18 protein-coding genes are annotated in these 24,196 nt (G+C 68.4%); 8 read left to right on the forward strand and 10 right to left on the reverse strand.

Annotated elements, in window-relative coordinates:
• Window positions 1–29: 29 nt before the first annotated feature.
• The 3 genes from ADK65_RS14200 to ADK65_RS37110 all read right to left on the reverse strand — a co-directional run bounded on the left by ADK65_RS14200 (window position 30) and on the right by ADK65_RS37110 (window position 3,533).
• A complete protein-coding gene (locus ADK65_RS14200; protein WP_053670438.1) occupies window positions 30–437 on the reverse strand; it encodes a hypothetical protein in 408 nt (135 codons plus the stop codon).
• Window positions 434–2,908: an AAA family ATPase gene (locus tag ADK65_RS14205; protein ID WP_053670439.1), complete on the reverse strand. Its 2,475-nt coding sequence runs from the start codon at window positions 2,906–2,908 to the stop codon at window positions 434–436. The genes ADK65_RS14200 and ADK65_RS14205 overlap by 4 nt, the downstream gene beginning before the upstream one ends.
• 166 nt (window positions 2,909–3,074) lie before the next feature.
• Window positions 3,075–3,533, reverse strand: coding sequence for an ATP-binding protein (locus ADK65_RS37110; RefSeq protein WP_078955959.1), 459 nt, complete (start codon window positions 3,531–3,533; stop codon window positions 3,075–3,077).
• Between the two features lie 178 nt (window positions 3,534–3,711).
• Here ADK65_RS37110 and ADK65_RS14210 point away from each other — a divergent pair, with 178 nt between their 5' ends.
• The 6 genes from ADK65_RS14210 to ADK65_RS39255 all read left to right on the forward strand — a co-directional run bounded on the left by ADK65_RS14210 (window position 3,712) and on the right by ADK65_RS39255 (window position 7,029).
• Window positions 3,712–4,629 carry a helix-turn-helix domain-containing protein gene (locus ADK65_RS14210; protein ID WP_053670440.1) on the forward strand — a complete coding sequence of 306 codons (918 nt, stop codon included), beginning with the start codon at window positions 3,712–3,714 and terminating at the stop codon, window positions 4,627–4,629.
• Complete coding sequence (locus tag ADK65_RS39245; protein ID WP_053670441.1) at window positions 4,583–4,723, forward strand: DUF397 domain-containing protein; 141 nt, start codon at window positions 4,583–4,585, stop codon at window positions 4,721–4,723. Before ADK65_RS14210 ends, ADK65_RS39245 begins: the two co-directional genes overlap by 47 nt.
• 282 nt (window positions 4,724–5,005) lie before the next feature.
• A complete protein-coding gene (locus tag ADK65_RS14220) occupies window positions 5,006–5,911 on the forward strand; it encodes a hypothetical protein (RefSeq protein ID WP_199825627.1) in 906 nt (301 codons plus the stop codon).
• Window positions 5,912–5,996: 85 nt separating this feature from the next.
• Window positions 5,997–6,653, forward strand: a complete 657-nt coding sequence (locus ADK65_RS14225) for a DUF433 domain-containing protein (RefSeq protein WP_053670443.1) — start codon at window positions 5,997–5,999, stop codon at window positions 6,651–6,653.
• The gene (locus tag ADK65_RS39250; protein ID WP_234352874.1) at window positions 6,643–6,804 is read left to right on the forward strand and encodes a hypothetical protein; all 162 of its coding nucleotides are present in this window, start codon (window positions 6,643–6,645) and stop codon (window positions 6,802–6,804) included. The genes ADK65_RS14225 and ADK65_RS39250 overlap by 11 nt, the downstream gene beginning before the upstream one ends.
• A gap of 72 nt (window positions 6,805–6,876) precedes the next feature.
• Entirely contained in the window at window positions 6,877–7,029 is a 153-nt protein-coding gene (locus ADK65_RS39255) for a hypothetical protein (RefSeq protein WP_234352875.1), read from the forward strand.
• Between the two features lie 39 nt (window positions 7,030–7,068).
• On the opposite strand, the gene ADK65_RS14235 is transcribed toward ADK65_RS39255, so the two are convergent.
• Genes ADK65_RS14235 through ADK65_RS14250 form a run of 4 tightly spaced genes read right to left on the reverse strand, consistent with a single transcriptional unit; the run spans window position 7,069 to window position 15,375 of the window.
• Window positions 7,069–10,341, reverse strand: a complete 3,273-nt coding sequence (locus ADK65_RS14235) for a type I restriction endonuclease subunit R (RefSeq protein ID WP_053670444.1) — start codon at window positions 10,339–10,341, stop codon at window positions 7,069–7,071.
• Window positions 10,338–11,534: a restriction endonuclease subunit S gene (locus ADK65_RS37115; protein WP_199825628.1), complete on the reverse strand. Its 1,197-nt coding sequence runs from the start codon at window positions 11,532–11,534 to the stop codon at window positions 10,338–10,340. The genes ADK65_RS14235 and ADK65_RS37115 overlap by 4 nt, the downstream gene beginning before the upstream one ends.
• Complete coding sequence (locus ADK65_RS14245) at window positions 11,527–13,167, reverse strand: type I restriction-modification system subunit M (RefSeq protein WP_053670446.1); 1,641 nt, start codon at window positions 13,165–13,167, stop codon at window positions 11,527–11,529. Before ADK65_RS14245 ends, ADK65_RS37115 begins: the two co-directional genes overlap by 8 nt.
• A 33-nt stretch (window positions 13,168–13,200) precedes the next feature.
• The gene (locus ADK65_RS14250) at window positions 13,201–15,375 is read right to left on the reverse strand and encodes a hypothetical protein (RefSeq protein ID WP_063788015.1); all 2,175 of its coding nucleotides are present in this window, start codon (window positions 15,373–15,375) and stop codon (window positions 13,201–13,203) included.
• Between the two features lie 307 nt (window positions 15,376–15,682).
• On the opposite strand from ADK65_RS14250, the gene ADK65_RS14255 reads away from it, so the two are divergent.
• Together ADK65_RS14255 and ADK65_RS38560 are read left to right on the forward strand one after the other, a co-directional pair.
• On the forward strand, window positions 15,683–17,206 hold the full coding sequence (locus ADK65_RS14255; protein WP_053670447.1) for a hypothetical protein: 1,524 nt from the start codon (window positions 15,683–15,685) through the stop codon (window positions 17,204–17,206).
• Window positions 17,199–19,871 carry a hypothetical protein gene (locus tag ADK65_RS38560; protein WP_159038783.1) on the forward strand — a complete coding sequence of 891 codons (2,673 nt, stop codon included), beginning with the start codon at window positions 17,199–17,201 and terminating at the stop codon, window positions 19,869–19,871. Before ADK65_RS14255 ends, ADK65_RS38560 begins: the two co-directional genes overlap by 8 nt.
• Before the next feature lie 130 nt (window positions 19,872–20,001).
• Here ADK65_RS38560 and ADK65_RS14265 read toward each other — a convergent pair whose 3' ends face one another.
• From ADK65_RS14265 to ADK65_RS37120, 3 genes are all read right to left on the reverse strand, one after another.
• On the reverse strand, window positions 20,002–21,528 hold the full coding sequence (locus ADK65_RS14265) for a hypothetical protein (protein WP_159038784.1): 1,527 nt from the start codon (window positions 21,526–21,528) through the stop codon (window positions 20,002–20,004).
• Window positions 21,529–21,964: 436 nt separating this feature from the next.
• The gene (locus ADK65_RS14270) at window positions 21,965–22,366 is read right to left on the reverse strand and encodes a hypothetical protein (protein WP_053670450.1); all 402 of its coding nucleotides are present in this window, start codon (window positions 22,364–22,366) and stop codon (window positions 21,965–21,967) included.
• Window positions 22,366–24,099, reverse strand: coding sequence for a hypothetical protein (locus ADK65_RS37120; RefSeq protein WP_234352876.1), 1,734 nt, complete (start codon window positions 24,097–24,099; stop codon window positions 22,366–22,368). The genes ADK65_RS14270 and ADK65_RS37120 overlap by 1 nt, the downstream gene beginning before the upstream one ends.
• Between the last annotated feature and the right edge of the window lie 97 nt (window positions 24,100–24,196).

Here is a 24,196-nt window from a genome sequence, read left to right on the forward strand (position 1 = left end):
GGCGGCGCCTCTCCTGGGGCCGACGCGAATCAGCGAGCCAACAGGGCGATGACCGCCGCGACTTCCAAATGCCAGGCGCGGACCTGGTCCTCCGTGGGACCGATCTCGTACTGGTGGTAGTGGCATCCCAGGCAGAGCTGGCTCCACACGGCCTTCGCCCGGCGAGCGGTTCCTGCTTCGGCGCAGCAGCGGAGCCAGAGGAACGCGGACCGCTGGGTGCCCTCCCGGATCGCGCGGGGCACCCTGTGGGCGGTGAGGCGGTCGGCGACGGCGCTCTCCAGAGCGGCACGGAGGGCGAAGGCGGCCCCTCGGCACCGACTCGCCGTGGCGGTGGCGGACGCGGCGGATACGGCCGTGTCCGCGGGCGGGGCGGGCTCGCCGGTGTTCATGAGGAGCAGGTCGGCGGTGTCGAGCAGCTGGCGGATCGTCTGGTTCACGGCCCCTCCTCGGGCTTGCGTACCGTCAGGGCGACGGCCTTGATGTCGTTCACGAACCGGTGAGGGTCCGACATCGAGGTGCCGGACGGGTGGGCGCCCTCCTGGCACTGCCGGACAAGGTCCATCGCACTGGGGCCGCACCGCCTGCGCAGCTCGCCGTAGACCTCACCGGCCGTCTTCGACGGGTCTCCGAAGAGCCCCAGGGCGGCGATGTCCATCAGCGTGACGGCCCTCGCGACGGTCTTCTCCGCCTCGTGTTCGGCCATCCCCGCCCGGTGCAGCCGCAGCCAGGCGGCCTCGGAGAAGGCCCGTTCCAGGACGGCGCGGCAGAGGCTGGGCAGTACATGGGTCATCGCGACCGGCGGGAGGTTCCGCGTGCGGATCAGGGCGCGTGCGTCGGCCAGTGCCTGACGGACCGGATCGGTCACCCGGCTCACGGTCACCACGGACCGGCCCGCCCGCTCCACCTCCAGCACGGACACCGGGAGTTCCTGGTTGGTGAAGGCCCGCTGGAGCCGCGTGTCGTGGGTGAAGACCACGACCTGCCGGGTCTCGCCGAGGTCGTGCAGCACCTTCGCGAGACCGTGGACCTTGGCGGGATCCATTGACTGCACGGGGTCGTCGATGACGACGAACCCGAAGGGGCTGTCCGGCGCGGCGGCGCGCGGCAGGAAGAGCGAGAGCGCGAGGGAGTGCAGTTCGCCCTGGCTCATCACACCGAGGGCCGACGCCTCGGTGCCGTCGACGGACACGTCCATCACCAGCTTGCGCACGTTGGCCTTCTCGCTGCCGGTCAGGCGTACGGAACGCAGGTCCACGCTGCTCTGCTGGCGCAGTTCCTCCCAGATCCGCTGCGAGTGGTCCTCGAACGGCCGCAGCCGCTCCTCGCGCAGCTCGGCACGCGCCTCCTTGAGCCACTTGCGGGCCGCCCTGACCTGGCTCAGCCGGGGCTTTCCGGCGTACGCGGGCCGAGCCCGGTCTAGCCAGCCCGCGAGGCGGGTGACACAGGTGCGCCACTCCTCGTCGAGCTTCTCCAGCTCCCGCAGGGCCTCCTCGCGCAGCGCGGCGCAGGCGTCGGCGAGGACGAGCGCAGCGGTCTCGGCGCGGGCGGCGAGCCGCTCTGCGTCATCGAGCACCCGGCACGCCTGCCACTCCTCCCACGGGTCCACGAGCGGGGCGGGCAACCACGCGGGGACCGGCGTGATGCGGTAGCGGAGGGCGTCCACCGCGTCCCGCAGTCCGGTGCGGGCCTCCCGCGCTGTCGCGGCCTCCCGCCGCAGGGTTGCCACCTGCTCGGCGGCCTGCTCGGCCCACGCCTCGTCGAGCGCCCGGTCGTACCCGCACACCGGGCAGGTGTCCTCGTCCTCGTGTCGGCGGCTGTGCTCCAGGGCCTTGGCCAGCAGTTCCGCGCGCTGGTGGGCGTCCTCGGCGCCCGAGGCACGTACGTCGTCGAGTACGGCGACGGCCTCGCGCAGCCGGTCCACGGCCGAGCCGACCGCGCCGAGGTCCGGTCCGGCCAGCGCGACGGTCGCGCGCAGTTCCCTCAGGCGGCCCTCGTCCGCGTCGGGCAGTGCGGTCACGAGGGCGTCAAGCTCGGCGAAGTCGGGCTCGCCCGCCTTGCCGACGACCGCGAGCGCCCGTACCGCCCGCGGGTCGTCCAGTGTGGACAACGCCTCGGTGAGTGCGGGCCGTTCGGCCTCGACCTGCTTCAGCGCGGAGTCGAGCGTCTTCTCGATGCCCTGGAGCCGCTCGTCCGCGTCGGTCAGTTCGCGCAGTCCGAGGATGGCGGCGACCGAGTCGTATTGCTCGCTGGGCCTGCCGTTGAGGACCTTGTCGAGATCCGCGTACGACAGGAAGGGGCTGTAGTCGTTCAGGGCCCGCTCCCACCCGATGCCGGCGAAGGGCCGACGGCCGTGGCCCGGCCGTCTGAACTCGACCTCGGGGGCGGTGACGTCGTCGCCGGGCCAGGTGCACGTCAGCGTGGACAGCCGGGGGTCGCCCGCGATGGCGAGGCGGACCTCGACCTTCGGGTCGGCCCCGTCGTGCAGGTTGCGCCAGTGCCGACGCCACACCTCGCCCCGCCGCTTGTCCAGGCGGGCGGTCCGGCCCGTGAGAGCCGTCTCGGCGCCCTCGGCGAAGCTGGACTTTCCCGAGCCGTTGCGTCCCACGACGAGGGTGACGCCGGGCCGCGCGGTCAGCGGCAGACGCGCCTTGCGGCCGATGCCGCGAAAGCCGTTGACGCTGATGGAGTCCAGGAACACCCGCTGGTCCGGGTGCGGGGCGGCGAGGGCGCCGGAGGCCTCCGTCGCCGTGGCGCCCAGTGCCTCGCGCAGGAGTTCCCGAGGTCCCTCGGCGAGCACCGAACCTTCGAGGCGGGCGGTCAGGCGGGAGAGCGTCGAGGAGGCGCCTCGGCGGTGCTCGACCTGATGATCGGATGCGTTCGGCTCGTTCTGTGCGGGGTGTTCCGTCATGGTGCTCTCCGCCCTCCGCGGTCGGTTCCGGGGCCGGGCCGTGCGCTGGGCGAGGGCCATGAGCCTCTCGCTTTGCGCGAGCCCGGTGTGACGGAACAGACGTTAGAGGCGGAGAAGTTACTCAATCCATGTTCTCTGCGATAACCCTAGTTATCACAACTCACGCCTACCGTACGGCGGTTGGTTGGGCGACGGACACTTCCGCCCACACTGTCTTGCCCAACGGCTGGCGCGGTGCGGAACCCCAGCGCACGGCAAGGGTGTCCACAAGGAGCAGCCCTCGGCCCGACTCTCCCTCGGGAGTCGACGAAGGCGGCATCGCCGGGGTCCGTTTCCCGGAGGCCGCGTCCGCGACTTCGACGCGGACCAGGCCCGCCGTCGTGTCGAGAGCGACCCGGATTCCGAAGTCGTGTCCTGGTACCCGACCGTGGAGCACGGCGTTCGCGGCGAGTTCGGCGACCACGAGGGCGACCGCGCACGACGCGTCCGACTCCGGCGGATACCCCTGCTCCTCCAGGTGCCGTACGGCGAGTTGACGAGCCAGTCGCGCACCCCGGGGTGAGGAAGTGAACTGTGCGACCACAGTTGGCGGTTCGCTCTGTACGTTCGTCGTTTCTGTCAGCACGGCGTGGTCCGTCCTTGGCTGTCGAGCTAGGGATGTGGCGTGGTGTGCGCGAGTCGTCACGTTCCGCACTCAAGAGTCGTCCGGTCGCCCTACGCTCAACAGGTGACGCGGCCTTACTTTTCGACCCGTAAGGAACGGAAGTGACGCTTTGGCCAACGGAATTGACCCCGGTACGTCGATGGCCGCGCTGTTCGGCGCGCGAGTCCGCAGACTCCGTCTGGCGGCCGGACTGACCCAGACCGAACTGGGCGACAAGGTCCATGTGGTGGGCACGCGCATCACGCAGATCGAGCGGTCGTCCGGGGCGAAGCCGACGCTGGAGCTGGCGCGAGCGCTGGATGTGGTCCTCGGTGCGGACGACTTGCTCGTGGAGCTGTGGCCGTACGTCTACCGGGAGGCGTTTCCGGACTGGTCGCGGAGGTTCATGGAGTGCGCGGAGCGGGCGGTGGTGATCCGCGAGTACGCGGCGCATGTGGTACCAGGTCTGTTGCAGACTGAGTCGTACGCGCGGGCGGTACTGAGCGTCGGTCTGACGCTCGGCAGTAAGGAGCAGTTGGAGGAGCGGGTCGCCGTTCGCATGGGGCGGCAGAAGCATCTCGGCACGCCTGACCGGCCCGAGTTGTGGGTGGTCCTCGACGAGGCGGTGATTCGGCGCCCGGTCGGTGGGCAGGCGGTGATGTGCGAGCAGTTGGAACGACTGCTGGAAATTATGAGGGCCCGTCACATCACCTTGCAGGTACTGCCGTTTGATCAGGGTGAGCACGACGTCATGGGTGGTTCGCTCACCGTTCTCGCCATGCCGGACGGCTCGGAGATCGCCTACACCGAGGGTGCACACTACGGCCAGCTCATCGAGGATCCGGACGAAGTCAGGCGCTACTCGCTGACCTACGATCGACTGCGGGCGGAAGCTCTGCCCCCGCTCATGTCACTCGACATGATCCGATCCGTGCTGGAGGACAACCGCCATGGCTCGAATCTCCCGTCCCGAACTCAACGACGCCGCTTGGCGCAGGAGCAGTTACAGCAATCAGGAGGGCGGCAACTGCGTGGAGGTCGCCGACGGACTCCAGGAGGCCGTCGTCCCCGTCCGTGACAGCAAGGTCCCGCACGGTCCGGCACTGTGCTTCGAGGCCGCCTCCTGGGCCGCCTTCATAGGCGAGGTGAAGGCCGGAGGGCACCGTCACTGAGTCCGCCGGGCTCTGGTCACGGTCCACGTCCCGGGCTCACCGGACCCTTGTCCGCCAGGGCCCGGCAGGCCGCTGACCTCCCTAAAGAACCTGGGGAAAGAACTACCCCCCCACCCACCCTCCCCGGCCGCACGGCTGGCGTCACTCGTCCGAGTGACCGGCTTGCAGGGTCGGGATACGGACGGTTACGTTCGCCGCGACAACAGCACACAGACTTCGGCCCCCGGCCGGGATTGCCGTCCCGATCGAGGGCCTGACCGATCGAGAAGGAACGACTTCCCGATGGCTGACTCGCAGTCTAACGCGCCCTCGCGCGCCCGCGCCGGAGCTCCGACCTCCGGCGTGATCCACGTCCGCACCCGGCTGACGGCCGACTTCACGGTGATCTCCAACGCCCTCGCCCAGCGACGCGGCAGCGCGGTCACGGTCGGCGTCGCGGCGTACATCTCCTCGCTGCCGGACGGCACCCCCGTGACCATCCCGGCCCTGTGCAAGCACTTCAGCGAGGGCGAGATCCTGATCTCGCGGGCGCTCAGGGAGTTGGAAGCGGCCGGATACCTGGAGCGCCGCCGCGAGCGGACGTCCACCGGGCACGTCCGTACCCGCACGTACTTCTACGACGTGCCCGGCGGCGATCCGAACACGGAACCGGACCCAGACCCGGACGGGCCTCCCGAGCCGCCGAAGCCGCGCGGGCCTCGAAAGCAGGGCGCCGCCGCTGCGGTTGCACCAGCGTCCGCGCCCCCGGAGGAGACGGTGGCCGCGCCGGCGCCCGCACCAGCCGGGACGGAGGTACTGGTCCCGCTCGCCGATGCCGACCCCAAAGCCGTCGCCGTACTAACCGGCCTGCGCCGGGTCGACCCCCGCCTCATCCTGTCCGCGCAGGAAACCGCCCGCCTCGCCCCGGCCGTCGCCCGGTGGCTCGCGGCGGGCCTGCTGCCCACGCACATCACGGACCACCTCACCGCACGGCTGCCGGACTACTTCCTCACCCGCCCGGTCGGTATCCTCGCCTACCGCCTCAAGGAGACTCCCCTGCCGGTACCAGCCAGAAGCGCGGAACCCGCCGTGCGCCCGATGGTCGCGCCCCTGCGGAACTGCGACGGCTGCGACCGGGCCTTCCGCTCGAAGGCACCAGGCCGCTGCCGGGGCTGCCGGACCGGGGACCAATTCCGTGCGGCCGGCTGAGCCGATGACCGGGTGTGCGGTCCACCCGCAGGTGGGAGGCTTGATGTGGCACGATTCGAAATCCGGCGCCAAGAGGAGGTGGGGCATGGTCGACAGGTTCGACGACGGACTTCTGACGCCCACGGAAACGGCCTCCTACCTTGAGATTCCGCAGTCGACTCTCACGTCGTGGCTGAAGAACAAGGCCGCTGGAGCACCGCTGGTCCACCAGGTCGAGCCGGTGCGGAAGGGACAGCCCTCGGTTCCGTTCATCGCTGTGGCCGAGGCGCACGTCCTGCGTTCCCTTCGCTCCCTGGGACTCCGCATGAGCGAGATCAGGGAGGCGGCAGCTGCTGTACGGGACGCCTTCGACACCCCCTACGGCCTTGTGTCGCAGCGGATCGCCACGGATGGCGTGGACATCTTCATCGAGCACGGTTGGGGAGATCTGCGCAGAGCCCGCGACGGCCAGGTCCCCATCCACGAAGTGGTCTCCGACTATCTCCGCTACCTCACGTGGGAACCGGGCGACGACTTCCCCTCCAGCCTGCGGCTGAGGCAGTACCCGGACTCCGTCCCCGTCGTGATCGATCCGAGGTTCGGCCACGGTCTCCCCGTGGTGGCCGCCAACCGCGTCACGGTCCAGGCCATCACCGACCTGTGGGAGGCGGGGGAGACCGTCGAGGACATCGCGTACGACTACGACATGACGCCTGAGCAGGTGGACGCCCTCTGCCGGGCCGTGGTGCACCTTGCCGCCTGAGTTCTTCCTCGACCGGAATCTCGGTCGCCGTGTCGCGGAAGGGCTGAGAGCCTGCGGATGGACGGTTCACCGCATCGGGGACGTCTTTCCTGACGACGGACAGGACGTTCCGGACGAGGAGTGGATCACGTACGGTCTCGACCGGTCCTGAGTTCCGCTGTCGAAGGACGGGCGGATCAAGACCCGGGACCTGGAGATCCGGCCCGTCCTGGAGCGCGAGGCGGTGCTGTTCTACCTGGACAACCAGCAGCTTCGCAGCGTCGAGATGGTCGAGCGCCTCGTCGCACGCCGTGACGCGATCCACCAGGCTGTCGAGAAGGGCGGCCCGGCGGCCTACGCCGTGCGGCACGACCGTATTGAGCGCACCTGGCCGTGACGGGAGGGCGTCCCTGGTGGAACCCTCCCGTACGCGTTGCTACTTCGCGGCGGGCGCCCAGAGGGCTGCCACGATCTCCATCTGCTTGAGGACCAGGTCGACCGCCTCGCGCTCCTCCTCCGGCGGGTAGTCGAACATCGCCAGCACGCGGCGGATGCGGGTGCGTAGCTTGGCCCGGACAGGTTCGCGGGACAGCCAGTCGACGGAGAGGTTCTTCTGGATGTCCCTGACGAGGGCGCGGGCGATCTTGGCAAGGGTGTCGTCGCCGCCTTCCATCGCCTCGGCCATGTCGCGGTGGGCGACGGCGTCGTAGAAAGCCAGCTCGGCGTGGGTCAGCGGCGGGTCGAACCGCTCGCCGCGGCGGGCTTCCGCCGACACCTCCCGTGCCAGGGCGGCGAGTTCGGCGATGACCTGGGCGCTGGTGAGCTGCTGGAGCATGTAGCGCCTCATCAGGTCGTTCAGGCGCTCGGTGAAGCTCTCGTTGCGGACGACGTTGTGCTTGGTCACCTCGCGCATCTTCTGCTGGATCATGCGGCGCAGGGCCTCGGTGACCAGGTGCGGGGTCTCGGAGTTCTCCAGCTTGCGCAGCTGCGCCTCGTTGAGGCGGGTGATGTCCAGCCGACCGATGCCGGCCTCCGCGTACAGGTCGGTGATCTCGTCGGCGTCGACGACCGAGGCGGCGAGGGCTTGCAGATAGCGCTGGACCTCGGCGCTGAGCGGCTCTCCGTTAGCTTCGCGCCGGGCCGCGTCGATTTTGATCATCCAAGCCCGGACCTCACTGAAGAAGGAGATGTCACGACGCCAGTCGTCCATGTCCTCGCAGCGCTCGGCGATCTCCTTGCTCATCGCGCACACCCGGTAGAAGCGGTCCAGACGGGCGGCGCTGTCCTTGAAGCGGACGGAGAGCGGCTTGGTGCCGGGCTCGACCTTGTTGCCAGGGTTCTTCGGGTCCAGGAGGAAGTCGGCGGTCCGGCGCAGTGCGCGCCTGCGGGAGTCAGGGCGACCGGTGTCGGCCAGCCACTCCTTCCAACGGCACCCGGCCAGCAGGCCCTTGATGGTGGCGATCTCGTTCTTGACCTCGGTGACGGCCCGTTCGATGTCCGCGCCGAGGGTCTGGTCCTTGCGGTCCTGGTCCGAGTACTCGCGCAGGGCCTTGGTGAGGTTGTCGGTGAGGGGCGCGTAGCCGACGAGGAGGCCGTCCTGCTTGCCGCGGAAACGGCGGTTCACGCGGGCGAGCGCCTGCATCAGGTTGGCGCCCTGCATCGGGCGGTCCATGTACAGGGTGTGGATGGGCGGCGCGTCGTAGCCGGTGAGCAGCATCGAGTGGACGATGAGCAGTTCCAGCTCGTCGTCGGGGTCCTTGGCGCGCTTCTGGACTACCTTCTGCTGGGACTTGCGCAGTGAGTGCTTGCGCAGGTGCTCGGGGTCGGAGCGGTCACCATGGAAGACGATCTTCATGACGCCCTTGTCGACCTCATCACTGACCCAGCCGGGCCGCCGCTCGGCCAGCGCGTCGAAGACCCGTACGCAGATCTCGCGGGTCGCGCACACGACCATCGCCTTGCCGGGGGCGCCGATGTCGGGCTTGACCAGTTCGCGGCGCTGCTCCCAGTGGGCGATCAGGTCGTCGGCGAGCTTGGCTATACGGTCCTCGGCGCCGTAGAGCGTGTTCATCGTCGTGGCGTACTGGATGGCTCGGCGGCGCTCGGCGTCGTCCATGCCCTCGGTGAGGGTGTTGGCCTGCTCGTCGAGCGTGTTCGGGTCGACGTCCTTGGGCAGGTCGACCTTGATGACACGCGGCTCGTGGAAGACGCGGACCGTGGCCCCGTCGTCTACGGCGCGCTTCAGGTCGTAGATGTCGATGTACTCGCCGAAGACAGCACGGGTATCGGCCTCGGCCTTCGAGATGGGCGTACCGGTGAAGGCGAGCAGGGTGGCGTACGGCAGGGCGTCGCGCAGGTGGCGGGCGTAGCCGTCGAGGCTGTCGTAGTGCGAGCGGTGGGCTTCGTCGACGATGACCAGGATGTTGCGGCGCTCGGAGAGGAGCGGGTGCGACTTGCCGGCGTCCTTCTCCTCCTTGCTCAGGCCGAACTTCTGGAGGGTGGTGAAGAGGACCCCGCCGACGGTACGCCTCTTCAGCTCGACGCGGAGATCTTCACGCGTGTTGAGCTGGTGAGCCTTTGTCTCCAGCAGAGTTTCACTGTCGAGGAAAGTGTCGTAGAGCTGGTCGTCGAGGTCGTTGCGGTCGGTGATGACGACGATGGTGGGGTTGTTGAGTGCCGGGTGGCGGAGGACGAGCGCGGCCGTCTCCACCATCTCCTCCGACTTGCCGGCGCCCTGCGTGTGCCAGACGACGCCGGCCTGGCCGTTCGTCCGTGCCGCCTCGACGACGGCGTCCACGGCCTTGTTCACGGCGAAGTACTGGTGCGGCTTCGCGATGCGCTTGCCGGTCAGGGGCTCGCCCGGCTTGGGCGGGGGGAAGTTGACGAAGTTGCGGGTGAGGGAGAGGAACCGCTCCTGCGTGAACAGGCCATGCAGGGCCAGGTTCAGCGCGTCGATGCCGTCGTAGCCGGGCTCGTTGGTGTCGACCGGCTTGCCCTCGTGGTCGACGTTCCAGGGTGCGAAGTGCTCGTACGGCGTGAATGCCGTGCCGTACTTGGCGGTTATGCCGTCCGAGACCAGGCAGAGCACGTTGTAGCGGAACGCGATCGGGAACTCCGAGACGTACGTCTGGAGTTGGGCGTGCGCTGACTTCAGGGTCGCGTTCTCGTCAGAGGCGCTCTTGAGTTCGACGACGGCGAGGGGGAGGCCGTTGACGTACAGGACGATGTCGAAGCGGCGGTGACTGCCGTCGGTGTCCCTGACCGTGACCTGGTTGACGGCGAGGTAGCTGTTCGCGTCAGGGTCCGTGAAGTCGACGAGGCGGACGGTGGGGGTCTGCTCAGCGCCGAACTCGTCGGTGTAGGTGAGGCGAATGCCTGTGGTCAGGTACTCGTGGGCCTGCTTGTTCTCCGGGTACGCCTCGCGGGATGCGGGGTCGGTGGCGATGCGGACTGCTTCGTGGACGGCGGTGGAGGTCAACTCCGGGTTCAGCTTCTCGATGGCTGCCTGGAGCTCGTCGTGGAGAATCAGGTCGTCCCAGTCCCGGCGGTGGCCGGTGCCGGGGGCTAGGTCTTTGCCGGGCTTGGTTTCCCACGCGAGTTGGGCGAGTTCGTTGAGGGCCAGGTGCTCCCAGGTGGACTCGGTCATTTTTGCGTCGAGGTGGGCGGGGGTGGCGGCGGTGGTGGGCGCGCTGCCGTTTTCGGTGGTCATACGGCGTCCTCCACGATCTTTTCGGCGTCTCGGACTCGGAGTTTGCCGGACATTAGTTGGGGGAGGAGGGTGTCGCGAAGGGCGGCCAGGATACGGGATTCGCGGTCGAGTGATTGCATGTGCGCGAAGGAATCCGATGCCACTTCACCGAACTCAGTGAGCAACCTTTCATCAGGCCGATTGATGTGAAAGTTCGCCGCGTCCACGGCAGTGACCCGCTGACGCCCTGATGAGCCAACCATGTTCCGGATGGCATGCTCACGGAACCTACTACTGCGCGCCAGGAAATAGCTGAACTCGGATGGGACTCCCTCGGCTGAACGCATCACGATGAACTCAGTGGAACCCACCCCGATTTCGCCATCCTCCATGAAGTTGACGTACCCCGTCTTCCCGTTCTCTAGACACGGCGTGATACGAGCCAGGAGGGTGTCTCCATTGACGAATCGAGTTCCGCCCTTCGGCTCTCTCCTTGCCCAGGTCCCGATTCCTGCCCGACTTGTAGAGAGAGCGGCCATATCGACGTAAACAGCCTCCTCGGACGGCTTCGGAACCTTGGGGCTGAAGTGGACGAAGTCCGTCACGGGCGCGGCGATTGCAGGATCTGGTTCGTCCTCCAAACCCATACGCTCAGCTTGCAACTTGAGCAGCTGTTCGTATGTAACAGCGATGCGCTCGTTCACCGCGATTTTGTCGTCCAGAACTCCAAGCACCTCAACGATGGCCGCCTGATCTGACAGATCAGGCAAAGCGATGGGCCACCTCGGCAACTCGGTGAGAGGGATCCGGTCGACAGTAGCCCCATGAATCGCACCAGATCGAATGGTTGCCTGAAATTCAGGAGCCAGGTATGTAAGCAGCAGAAACCTAGGGAGCACCCGATCTCGATTCGGGCGCAGAATCCCCATTCTACGCCCCAGGCAGGCTTTTACGCCTTGGGGCATGAGGGCGGCATCCCCTAGACGGGTCTCGTAAGAGAACAGAACATCGCCTGGTTCAGGCGTAACCCTTCTTGTCCACTTGACGAAGTCTTCCTCTGAAATATGTGCAGACTCGGCGAGGTTAAGCCGGCCGCGATCCAAGCTAGAGATGCTCAGGAACCAAGGACCGCTACTCGTCTTTTTGGGGGTTGCATGAGGCCCGTCGAATACCTGGGCGACTTCTCCGACCGTATAGGAACGCCACTCAGTCACCGATCCTCCCCAACTGCTCCCGCACCACGGCATCCAACCGAGCTGACTCATCCAACTGCTCGAACAGCTCCTTCGTCAGCCGAGCGATCCGCTCCTCCACCGGCTCCGCGTCCGGGTCCTCTTCGACCTCCGCCGCCCCCACGTACCGCCCCGGTGTCAGCACATAGTCGTGCTTCTCGACCTCCTCCAGCGTCGCGCTGTAGCAGTACCCCGGCACGTCCTCGTACGAAAGGCCCTTGTCCTTCGCCGACTTGGTGCCCCGCCACGCGTGATACGTGTCGGAGATTTTCTCCAGGTCCTCCTCCGTGAGGACTCGCTCCGTGCGGTCGACCATCGTGCCCATCGCACGCGCGTCGATGAACAGCACCCGGCTCCGCCGGTCCTCCAGCGCCTTCGTGCCCTGCGGGGACTTGTCCTTCGTCAGGAACCACAGGCACGCCGGGATGGCCGTCGTACGGAACAAGTTGCCTGGCAGGGCGATCATGCAGGAGACCAGGTCCGCCTCGACCATCGCGGCGCGGATCTCGCCCTCGCCCGACTGCTTGGACGACATGGACCCGTTGGACAGGACCACACCTGCGCTGCCTCGGTCACCCAGCTTGGACACGATGTGCTGGAGCCAGGCATAGTTGGCGTTCGACTGGGGCGGGGTGCCGTACCGCCATCGCCTGTCGTCCGACTTCCTAGCCCAGTCGGACATGTTGAAGGGCGGGTTGGCCATGACGAAGTCGGCCTTCAGGTCAGGCAACTTGTCGTCCGCGAACGTGTCCGCCCAGCGGTCGCCGACGCCCTTGGGGTCCATGCCGTGGATGGCGAGGTTCATCTTGGCCAGGCGCCACGTGCGCTCGTTGGCCTCCTGGCCGTAGACCGCGATGTCGTGCGTGTGGTCCTTGCCGCGCCGCTTCGCGACGAACTTGCCGCTCTGCACGAACATGCCGCCCGAGCCGCACGCAGGGTCGTACACCCGCCCCTCGTACGGCTCCAGCACCTCGACGATCAGGCGGACCACGCTCGCCGGCGTGTAGAACTCGCCGGCCCGCTTGCCCTCGGCCCGCGCGAAGCGCTCCAGGAAGTACTCGTACGTCTCGCCCAGAACGTCCTGCGCCGGACGGTCGCCGTGCCCCGTGAAGCGCGCGTCGCTGATGAGGTCGACGAGTTCCTTCAGGCGCTTCTGGTCGACGTTGTCACGGTTGAAGATCTTCGGGAGGACGCCGGTGAGGGTCTTGTTGGCCTTCATCACCTCGTCCATGGCCTCGTCGAGGAGCTTGCCGACGCCGCCCTCCGCGCTGGCCGCGTTCTCGGAGATGTAGTCCCAGCGGGCCGTCGGCGGCACCCAGAAGACGTTCCTCTCCGTGTACTCGTCCTTCTCCTCAAGGAAGGCCGCCCGCCGGTGCTCGGGGATCTGGGCCAGCTCGGGGTCGGCGGCCAGTTCCTCGCGGCGTTCGGCGAAGGCGTCGGAGACGTATTTCAGGAAGACCAGGCCGAGCACGAACTCCTTGTACTGGGCGGCGTCCATGGAGCCGCGGAGCTTGTCCGCGGCCTTCCACAGGATGTCCTGGATCTCCTTGGTGCTGGAGACACTGAGCAGTTCGCCTTGTCCGGCGGCTGCCGCGGCTCGCTTGCGGGGAGGCATCGTTACTTCTTCCAGACGGTGTCGGTGGATGGGTTACGTGCGGTTGGTCGTTCGGGGTTCGCCGAGGGTCAGGGTGCCGTCCGCCAAGCCCGCGATCGTCAGACTGCGAGCCTCCGCGAGGGCGTCGGACTGGGCCCGCAGCAGGCGTTCCCGGCGTTCCGTCTCGGCCAGCAGGGCGTCGAAGCGGAGCACCTCGTCCGGGTCGAGGTCGGGGAGCTGGTAGTCCTCGATACGGCGGGCCGGGCGTACCGCGCTGGGACTGCGGGCGGTGCCACGGGCCGTGCCGAGCAGGGCCGCGAGGACCCTGGGCGTGAGCGGGCGACGGGCATCGGCGTTGACCCTGAGGACGCGGGCCGGAAACGCGACGACCGAGAAGCCGTCGTGGTCGACGTACACGCCCAGGCGGGGCGCCAGGGTGTAGACGACGTCACCGGGCTCGGTGAGCGCCGCCTGTTCGTACTCCGCGGCCAGCAGCAGGCGGTCGATGCGGCGCCCGCCCACGGGGCGTACGCCGGTGATCTCCTCGTGACCCAGGACGGTGTGGTGGCCGTCCCGCGTGAGGTGCTTCTCGTCGATACGGTGGCCGGGGAGTCGGGTCACCCTGCGTGCGGTGATCAGCTTGCCCAGGGTGGTGCGCTCCGGCAGGCGGCCGACCCTGCGCAGTACGGCCCCTCGGTAAGGGCCACGCTCATCCTCGTACGCCCGGGTGTCCGCTGTCGCCCGCTCCAGGCGGGCCTCGGCCTCAGCGATCCGTGCGGGCCGTTCGGTCACCTTGTCGGACCAGATCGCGGAGGCAGGTGGCGCGGGCGGGGTCAGGGGACCGCCGAAGGCCCGGTCCAGGTCGGCGACGGGGACCACACGGCCGTAGCGCGGGTCGTGACCGTCGAGTCCTCGGAAGCCTTCCGCGCGCCAGAGGAGGACGTCCTCGGCGAGCCGCATGCGCACGCCCGGTGTGAGCTGTTCCGAGCTGATGTCGGCCAGTAAGACCTTGCCCTCTGCCGCCTGGACCGGGCCGCGTGTGAGCGTCCACAGCGCGGGACGGTAGCCGGGGCGGAAGGGCAGGACCCCGCCCGGAAGCGAGATGACCGACTCGACGATGTTCTCGCGCAGGAGGGCCGAGCGGAGCTGGGCGGCCTCGGTGCTCTTCAGTTCGTCGACGAGCGCGTCGGCCGGTCCGAGGACCACGGCCGTACAGCCGGGGCGGAGAAGGTAGGCGACGCGTTCGAGCTCCGTCAGGGCGGTGAGTACCGAGCGGTCCTCGCCGGGGCGGTACGGGAGCTGGGTGGCGACGAGGTCGGGGTCCGCGAAGCGTTCCTCCAGGTCGGTGCCGGTCTGGACGTCGAGGTCGAGTTCGCCGACGCCCGCCAGCAGGAGGCGGCGGCGGGTGATGCGCGTGAGCCGGTCGTCGGGGTCGGCGGCCAGGACGGTGACGCGGTCGTGGTTCTCCGTGTCGTCGAGGAGCGCGGCGAGCAGGTCGCCGGCGCGGGCGTGCGGGTCGGCGAGGGTGAGGGACTCGCCCTGCTCAAGGCGGAGGCGGAGGTCGGTGAGCTGGGTGATCAGGCTCCGCAGTTCCGGGGCGACCGCGTCGGCGGCGAGGGAGTCCAGTCCGAGCCGGGAGCGGGCGGCGAGCAGCCATTCGTACGCGCCGCGCTCGTCGTAGGCGGACTCGATCAGGTCCTCGGCGAGGCGGGCGAGCGGGGCCGCCGTGGCGTCGATCGCGCGGAGCTCTCGGAGTACGAAATCGTCCTCGGCGTCGATCCGTCCGGCTCGGCGCAGCAGTGCGGACCAGTGGGCTTCGTCGGCTTGGGCGTCGGACGCGGAGGCCCGAGAGACGTTCGCGTCATCGGCCAGGGGCTGGCCGTCGAGTCGGCGCAGGCACAGCAGGCTGCCGAGCGTCTCGACGAGCTGCCACGGCGTGAAACGGTCCCGCAGCGCGATGATGCCGAAGAGGGCCAGCTCGGATCGGAGCTCCCGCGGGGCGGCGTTGCCGAGGCCGGAGGCGATCAGCCACTCGGTCACCTGCGCGCCGTCGAACAGGGGCCGTCCCGAGCTCTCGGACACGGCGGCGGGGAAGCCCGGGTAGCGTCGGCGCCAGGTGGACACTACGGGGCGTTTCACCCGTGCGAACGTCGCGATGTCGGTCATCGCCACCAGGAGGGGGAGCGGTCCGGGGGAGCGGAGTGCCGGGTTCGGCAGACCAGTGACCACGGTTCGCATCCCTCCCCCGCTCATCTATCGTCACACCAGCTGCTTCGGTCAGCAGGCCGGGCTTGTCCTGCGTCACGGCTCCGCTTGCGTCGGACGCTCGCCCGACGCCACAAGACGATACGCCGAGCCCGGCGATGCAGGTGCAGGTTTCGTTGATAACGACGGTTATCAGACTCACCACAGGCTGCCGTGGGGGCCTCGTCCGGCCGTGTGATGCACATCCGAAGTGCCACGACCCCGCGAGAGATGCGCCACAATGGCGGATCGGTCTCCCGACCGAACAGCGCCAAGGGGGTGGCAGCGGGACATGGCCGAGCGCATGGCCGCCGTCGGAGGGGGCGGGCGAACACCGGAGCTCGTGGCCGGACCGGGCTGGAGCCGCCCCGGACTGGACGTCGCCGCAGGCCGTTATCCGCTCTCGGTGGAGCGGCATGTGGGGCGCATGGTCGATCACCTGGTGCCAGGGGTGACCACGTTGACTCCGCACGCGCGTTACTACGCTCTGCACGGGCTGATCGCGGCGCAGGCCGATGCGTACGACCTGACGGTCCCGGCCGCGCAGACTCTGCTGCGCCGTGCGGAAGTGGCGTTGGCCGCCGTGTCGTTCGCGCATCATCCGCAGGCTCTGGAGTGGCTGCCGCGCGCTCATGGGGTCGATGCCCTGGCCCGGCGGCTGCACTCCGGGACGGTCACCATGTCCGAAGCCGAGGTCCCGGGCAAGGACGGGTACGTGGGCAACGCGTGGGGGTTCTGGGCACCGTACGCCGGATCCGAGGTCGCGCTCGGCATCCTTGGCGCGGGCCCCATGCCGGTTCCCGGACCGCGGCTGGAGACCGCGGCACTGCGAGCCGGGTTGGGCGGGCTGCTCGAACTGGCTGCCGAGGACACCCTGGACGTGGATGATCTCGCCTCCTTCGGCGACCGGCTGTGCGTGTGTGTGGGCGGCGAGCATCCTGACGGGGCGTGGCTGGCGAACCTGATGTGCGAGCCCGATGCACCGGCCGAAGCAGGCTCCCGCTCGGCGACACGGCGACAGACGATTCAGCTTCTGGCTCGTGTGGTCGCCACACATCCCGTCCGGTACTTCACCCGGGACATCGGCCAGGTGCTCGCCTTCGGCGACTTCCTGACCACCGATCCCGTGACCAGCGGCATCGACGTGGCCGGTGCCTGGCGCGGGGTGGTGTTGCGCAACTACTCCGTAGGAGCCTGGCGCCGCCTGTGGTCCTGGCTCGTGGAGCAGGTCGACGGGCTCGTGCCGATCGAGGACGTGGCCGACCGCTTCGCCGCGCAGTTGCCCGACATGACGGTGGACGCGTTCCTGTCCTCCCTTCCCGCGACGCAGAGCACGACCGGAGCGCCGTTGCCCGTCGAGCACGACCTGCGGGGGACGGACGATCCCTTGCCCCTCAACGAGCTAAAGGTGCTCGCCGCCGGCGCCCGCCGGGTGGACGAACTCACCGGTCGGGTCCGGGACGCGTTCCTCGGCCAGCGCGGTGTCGAGCTCGGCCCGGAATGGGTCCAGCGGCGGCTTGACGAAGCCCGGCCCATGAAACTGCGCGACGTCGCCCGCCGACTCACCCACGACCTGGTGGCGCGGTCGCAGCGGATCTCGCTGGCCAAGGCCCGCCGACGCGCCGACGGCACGTTGTGGTTACCGACCCGGCTGCACGAGCGGGGCGGGCTGCTGTACCGGACGAGCAAGGAGGGACGTGGTGACGTCGGCCTTCGGCTGGACCAGCTCGGGACCGTCCTGGCCACCTGCGGCGTACTGCGGTACCACGACCAGCGCTGGTCGGTGACCAGAAGCTGGAGGACTCTCGTTGACTGAGACCGCACCGGCACCGGAAGCGGTGGAGCCGCCCACCGCGTTCGCCTCGCCTCTGACCCTCATCCTCGACGAGGAGCGCAGGGGCGGAGGGAGCCTGGAAGAAGCCCTCTTCCTCAGCTTCACCGCCGATCTCGGCTTCTTCGAGGAGGTCGCCCTCGGCGTCACCCAGGCCACCGGCGCACGCGTCACCGTGGCGGGAGACGTCTCCATGACCCGGAACGATCCGCGCTCCGTTCGGCGGGCCGGTCGTAGCTACCTCGCCGGACTGGCATACGCCCACGGTGCCGCGTTCCACCCCAAGCTGATGGTCCTCGCCGGACCGGAGCACGCCACTATCGCGCTCGGCTCCGGCAACACCACGCTGGCCGGCTGGCAGGCCAACGCCGAGCTGTGGACGGTTCTGCGGGTGGACGCCGAGCAGAGTCCCACCGCTGTTCCGGAGTTGTCCGCATGGCTGCGCGGCCTCCCGGAGAAGGTGAGGTTCTCCGCCGGTGTGCCGCAGGCGCTGGGGCGGGTCGCAGCGCTGCTGGACCGGCTCCACCACAACAGGACCCCCACGGCGCCACAGGTCCGCATCGTCTGCAGCCTGCGTTCGCCGATCATCGAACAGCTTCCGCAGGGGCCCGTCGACGAACTGGCCGTGTTCGCACCCTTCTACGACCGGCGCTCCATGGCACTGCGGCGACTGCTCGAACGCTTCCGGCCACGCCGGTTCGCCCTCGCCTACCAGCCCGGACTCAGTGACCTCGACGGCCCGTCGGTCGCCGCCCTGGTCAAGGAGTACGGCGGACGCGTCATCAGCGACAACTCCCAACGGTACCGCCACGGGAAGCTCGTCGAGTGGGTCTCCGAAGGGCAGCGGTGGGCCCTGACCGGAAGCCCGAACCTCTCCGCCGCGGCCCTGCTGCTTTCCCAGGGCGACGGCGGCAACTGCGAACTCGGCATCGTCACCCCCATCACCGCGACCCTTCTTCCGGACGGCACCGACGAGCCTGCAGCCCGGCTGCGCACGGTCCCACCCCTCCCTCGCCCCAGCGCTGCCCATGGACCGCTGTTGCTCGGTGCCCTACGCGTATCGGACGGCCTGGAGATCAGCGTGGCCCGGCCCCTATCCGGCACCGCTCACCTGGAGTTGTCCCAGGCTGCGGCACCGCCGGAGGCATGGGAGCGCATCGCCGACATCCCGGCCGGCCAGGTCACGCTGACGGTGACGGCTCCAGCGGATGCGGGCAGCCGTGTGCGACTGGTCGTAGTCGACAACGACGGCGTACCCCACTTCGGCAACATCGTGTTCGTCGTCGACCCTGATCGCGCCCTGCGCCGAATGACCCCGGCCCAGTCCCAGGCCCCCGCGACACGGCCACCCGACCTGTTCGCGGATCCCCGGCTCGCCGAACGATTCCTGGGCGACCTGGAAACCCTCCGTACGGGACTGACCCCCACTCCAGCGGGCGTATCCGCGAGCAGCAGCACTGGCGGTGCGGCCGCTGGTGCCCGGCTGGAGGGCGGTGAGGACGGCTGGGAGCACTACCTGGACGAGTGCGCCCGGCGGCTCGGACATCCGCTCACGCGCTTCGCGCTGGGTGTCCCCCTGCCCGCCGACGTCAGCACGCCCTTTCAGGACCTGTTGCCCGTCTCCTGGGACGAGCGGTTCACGGACGACATCGAAGCCGCCCTCGATGATGACGATGCCGAGGCTGTGGCAGCGGAGCACGATCCCGAGGCGGCCGGTGCCGAAGCGAACAGCACCGCCGCCCTGCCCGACCTTCGGCATGCCGACCAGGAAGTCCGCCGTAGATACCGGCGCTGGGTGGAGCGCCTCGTCGCTCTCGCTCCCCACTTGGGCCCTCCGGAGCGCATGCTCGTCGTCCGGCTGACGCTGTGGACCGTCGCGGCAGGCGCCTGGCCTCCGGCACACACCGACTGGCTGCCGCTGCTCTCCCGCGCGGTCCGCGCACTGAACCGAAACGATCTCCCCGAGCGGATCGAGCCCCAGGTCGGCAGCCTTGCCGCGGTCGCCCTGGCCGTGCTTCGAAGCCACGCCCCACGCTACGAGATCACCCCTGAGACGCTTGCCTTCAACGAAGCCTCCCAGGCGGTCGGCCACCTGCTTCCCGCAGTGGATGCCGCGTACGTTGCGGAATACACGGCGCTGCTCGACACAGCCTTCGGCCCTGCCGTCGACCAGGCCGCCGTACTCGATGTCGCGTCGGACGTCGTACAGGACGATCCCCTCGCTGACGCCGTATGGTCCCTTGCCGAGAAGGGGCGCGACGTGCACCGCCACGGACGACTCCTGCTCCATGTCGCCGGCCGCTTCAGCAACCCCGCACTGGTTGCACTCGAAGCAGTCGGCGCCGCCGAGGACGCATCTCTGGTCGGGGCTTGGGCCGACTCTGGCTCGGACTCCGGCGGAGGATCTTGGGCGCTGGTCGTCTGGCGTCGGCCCGACCTCGTCGTGGTCGATGCCCGTCGGCCCATACCCCTCTGGCGGCATTACCGGCTCACCGGGCTGGTGGGCCCCAGAGCCCTCGCCGCACAACGCGGGTTCGAATCCGCCACCTCCGTACCCCACGGCCCCCGCAACCAGCCTTTCGAACTGGCGCAGCAAATCCTGTCGGATCTCCGTCTGGCCTCGCCTCAGCCACCACAGTGCGAGCCATAGTCCGTGGACTACCCCGCGTGCTCGCCGGGGAGGACGCCGTGCCACCGGCCACCGGCGGCCACAGTCCTCAGGATCTGTCCACGGCAAGGTGCGCGCGGGGAGCGCTGTGCGCCTCCGGGGTCAGGGTCCGTCAATCCGCTGCTGTCTCGTCCGGGTCGATCGTGGCCAACCACTCGGACATCCATTCCTCAGCCTGACGTTCGTCAGCAGCGCTTTGGTCTTTGTCCTCCTCCCAGGCCACGCTGTTGAAGATCTCCTCCGATTTCCACTCATCAAGCAGCTCGTGAGGTCTGTGGTCCCAGTTGCCGAGTTCCCCGTAGTACTCCTCGGCGCTGTACAGCAGTCGGAGATCCGCTTCGATGAGCCGATAGCGGGGTTTAACCCCGTAGAAATGCTGGTGCGTCGGGCGCCGGAGATTCACCTCGACCGCCCCGAGGTAGCTCTCGGACTCGGCCAGGAGGGCTTGGTGCAAGTCATCGAGTTGGCCTCTACGCACGCCACGGACGAGGGCGAAGGCCACTTCCACGTCCGCCAGCAGGGTGCCCAGGCCGTCTATGGAGTGCGTCGACCACACCTTGGGCTCACCAGCCAAGTGGTCCGCTGCGATGTCAAGCGGCTTCGGCAGGCCGGTCAGCCCCGAGTGGGTGAAGAGCGTGCCCACGGCGACCGTGAGATCGCGCCGGAACTCCGGCACCACCCGCATCAGCTGCCGGAATGTCTCGCGCTGGATCTGCCCCGGATCGACCTCGAGTTCGTTGAAGTGCAGTGCCACAGTGACGCCATCGTTGCTCGGGTCACGAGTAGCGCCCAGCAGCTGTGATCCCGACCCGCGCGACGACAACCCTGTCTCGAAGTCATCGACAGAGACCGCCCCTGCGATCTTGCCCTCGCCCTTGATGACGTACTTCATGAACGCCCCTTCTGCGGTTTGCGGCTTTCCGAAGAACAGCGCGGAGATCCGAATCGCATCGGCGGATTCACCCACGACAAGGCCGATCCCCGCATAGGTGGCCTGCTCTGTCGCTGCGCTGACCAGGTCCGTGCCAGCGGTAGTGGTGGTGAGCCATTGCGGGTCATACCGGATCATGACCGTACGTCCGTCCAGTCGAAAGGACAGGTAGGGGTCGTCCTGCCATGTTCCGGTGAGCGGCCGAGGAAACGGCCGGTTGGACACGTTGCGGCTACGCATCGGCGCGTTGAACGCCACGTACATCCCCTGCCGGATCGCGTCCGGACGGGCTTCGTCGAGAGGAACGGCGTGCCCTCGCCACGACTCGAAGACGGGACGCACAGTCCCGACGAACATTCCGGGGGCGAATCCTTGTCCGGAGAAGGGCCGCGTCGGGTCGAGGCCGGCACGTTGAGCCGCCTGTTGGACGACGTCCCCGCCAGGAAGCATCGCAACTCTCGGCACGTTGAGGTAGTCGATGCTGCTATAGCTCATCCTCCACGCTTGCCCGGCTTTCCTCAGAGCGGCGGTCCAGGTCTCATGCTCCGACTTGAGTCTGGACAGCTCCTCAACGGTGTACGCCGCCCCGTTGTTCTTGTCGACGATGTCGTGGCAGGTCGAGCACAACAACAGGAGGTTCGATACGGCGTTCCTGGCCTCGATCGGCAGGGTGGGGTCTGCTCGGGGCCCGTGATCGCTGAGCGCCACGTTGTGTGCCGCCTGAGCCGTTGGGATGCGTCCGGCGGTCCCAGGGTCCAGCTCCCGCCGACACATCTGGCACATGCCGTTTGCCAGCCTCCAGAGCTCCCGGCGAACGCGCTCCCTGGCCTCCGGCCCTCTGGCCATACCGCCCCCACCCCACTACCACTTCGATTCGTACACGTGTGCACGCTGCTCAGAGGCACCGATCCTGCCAGCGATCAAGTCGCCGAGTGGTAACTCCACGCCATCTCTTCGGGCACCCCACGCGACATTGGCTGATACCGTGCGGTTCCAGCCGTCACGAGAGAGCCCTCGTGCCGGTTCCGGGTTGAGCAGCTTCCCATCCGGATGTGCGAAGCACGCCGCAGACTGCTGGGTGAGACGGTGACGACACCACCGGGATCGTTGACAGGACCAGCCAAGAATTTGCGCAGTCGCCACCTCAGCTGAGCCATCCGGCAATGGCGTGAGCGAGCGCGTCACCCCCCTGCTGCACCACTGTCCCTGCCACCAAGGCCGGCAACGCTTGCACAGCCCCGCGCAGCGCCCCGATCGCCGGCGTATCCGGGGCTGTCAGCGAGGTGTCGATGGAGTCCGCCATGGCGCGGAGCACCTGCGCGTTCGGCAGGACCGATCCGTTTTGATCCACATCGGTGCGGAATGCAGCAAGGAGATCCCGCACGGTTTCCATGCTGACGGCGGGACTCTCGACGGACGCGGACTGGTGGACGTTCGAGATGTTCTGCCCGACCACGTTCTGGAGCGGGGCGATGTTGTTGCCGCCGATGCTGATACCCGAGCCGTGCCCCTGTTCCGGTTCGAGGCGGCGACGTCCTGCAGCCATCAACTTCCTCCTCCTTGAGGCTTGTTGTCCTGGCCAACATTGCTGATGCCGCTGCCGGCGATGTTCTGGATGGGCGCGTTGTTGTCGCCGTAGACCTGGATGTTGGTGATGACCGCGGCCACCTGGCGCTCGTACGCAACGGTGTCGACGCCCAGCTCTTCGAGGTACGCGGAGACAGCGCGGAAGACGCAGGTCTGCATGAGGACGACGTGCCGCTTCGCGTCGTCGGCCTGGTGCATGTCGGTGACTTCTTCGGTGGAGTACCGGTCCCGGAGGCTGACCGGATCCTTTTCCTCGGCCCGGCCACCGTCCGACTGCACTCCGAGGGCGAGCCGGGTCAGCAGCCGCCACAATGTGAGCGGCCCGTGGACGGCGTCCAGTAGGCCCTGCAACACCACCCAGCCGTACAGTCGTGTTCCGCGCTTGGCCGCGGGAGAGTCGGTCGCCCTCAGCTCGTTGTAGAGGGGCGTCATCACGTGGGGGCGCAGGGTAAGTCGCAATTCGCCTGCCTCCAGTGCGGCATGCGCGTACAGGGTGACCACGACCTGGCCGTCCCAACTGACGCACTGCGCCCGCAAATACAGTCGGTCCGGCATGCTGGACGGTGACCGGCGGCCCCGGCCGCGCAGGTCTGGCAGCTCCAATTTCGCGACACGGGTCCGTCGCAGCCACAGCTCGGACGGCAGCCCGAGAATCTCCGTGACGGAGAAGCCGGGCAAGGGGTCGGTGATCTCCCGCGCACCACGGCCCAGTTCTTTGAGTGCGTCGCCCATCCGCCGCAGCAGTTCCCGCTCGCCGAAGGGCTTGATCGATACCTCTGGGTCCTTGGGCTTGAGCGGGATACCGATGTCAGCCACGCCCCATACATAGCGTCCGGCTCCGACGAAAGTTTCCGGATGGTCATACGGCAGTTCGAGTCGTGTCTGCTCGTTGCTGATGATTGCCATCCGCCGCCTGGCCTTCGCCGATGCCCAGGGCAGGCGGTCAGACGCGATGCCGTGCCGGACGATCCCGGACAACCCCGCCCGCGCCATGAGGCGATCTCCCGCACAGACGAGCACGGCTCCGGCCAGCAGGACGAAGGGCAGCAGTAGCAGCCCGGTTCGCAGCGCGACCGCTTCGCCGCGTATCGGCTCGTAGGGCACTACCGCGAGTATCCAGGGCACACACAGAACGAGGTAAGCCAGACGGGGCGAGGGTGCCAGCCTCGACTCCTTGCCCTTGCGGGCTGCCCGTAACCCGGCCCACCACATGAGGCAAGCCAGCAAAACGGCACTGCCCCAGACGACGGCGGCACGGGGAACCTCGTACGTGACGGCGATGGCGAGGAGCAGGATGAGTGTTCGCCGCAGCCATCGGCGTCTCCGCGCGCGCAGACTGTGCGCGACGACGGGCACAAGGTCGAATCCGTACGACGGGACAGGTAACGGCGGTCCCTGCAGGACGTGGTCTCGTACCCACTGGGCCATGGGCTCACCCAGGGGAGGGCAGTCGTCGCTGCCCTCCAGATAGATGCGTCTGCGAGTGCTGCGCCGCGGCTTGTTCGGTTTTTGATCCTTGCCCCGGATCTTGCTCCACCACGCCTTGACGGCCTTCACCCGGTCGGGACGGGTGTAGACGGCTTGGCACAGCAGCCTTGTCACCTCCGACGAGGTCGGGTCCACCTCGCCGTGGCCGCCGCGGGCAGAGGCGGCGGGGCTGACTTGAACCGGCACTGCGGGCCCGTCGACCATTCCTGCCGTGGCGCGCCCCTCTCGTACACGCAGTCCCCGACCGAACCCCATTGACGCCCCCGTTCGCTGACACGGCGGGCATCATCATGGTGAAGTC

The organism is Streptomyces sp. NRRL B-1140 (genome assembly GCF_001280065.1).
GTDB lineage: Bacteria > Actinomycetota > Actinomycetes > Streptomycetales > Streptomycetaceae > Streptomyces.

Excerpts from the sequence above, each read along its gene's own strand:
- ADK65_RS14205 (WP_053670439.1), bottom strand. The coding sequence starts at position 2,908 with ATGACGGAACACCCCGCACAGAACGAGCCGAACGCATCCGATCATCAG.
- ADK65_RS14210 (WP_053670440.1), top strand. The coding sequence starts at position 3,712 with ATGGCCGCGCTGTTCGGCGCGCGAGTCCGCAGACTCCGTCTGGCGGCC.
- ADK65_RS14220 (WP_199825627.1), top strand. The coding sequence starts at position 5,006 with ATGGCTGACTCGCAGTCTAACGCGCCCTCGCGCGCCCGCGCCGGAGCT.
- ADK65_RS14225 (WP_053670443.1), top strand. The coding sequence starts at position 5,997 with ATGGTCGACAGGTTCGACGACGGACTTCTGACGCCCACGGAAACGGCC.
- ADK65_RS14235 (WP_053670444.1), bottom strand. The coding sequence starts at position 10,341 with ATGACCACCGAAAACGGCAGCGCGCCCACCACCGCCGCCACCCCCGCC.
- ADK65_RS14245 (WP_053670446.1), bottom strand. The coding sequence starts at position 13,167 with ATGCCTCCCCGCAAGCGAGCCGCGGCAGCCGCCGGACAAGGCGAACTG.
- ADK65_RS14255 (WP_053670447.1), top strand. The coding sequence starts at position 15,683 with ATGGCCGAGCGCATGGCCGCCGTCGGAGGGGGCGGGCGAACACCGGAG.
- ADK65_RS14270 (WP_053670450.1), bottom strand. The coding sequence starts at position 22,366 with ATGGCTGCAGGACGTCGCCGCCTCGAACCGGAACAGGGGCACGGCTCG.
- ADK65_RS37120 (WP_234352876.1), bottom strand. The coding sequence starts at position 24,099 with ATGGTCGACGGGCCCGCAGTGCCGGTTCAAGTCAGCCCCGCCGCCTCT.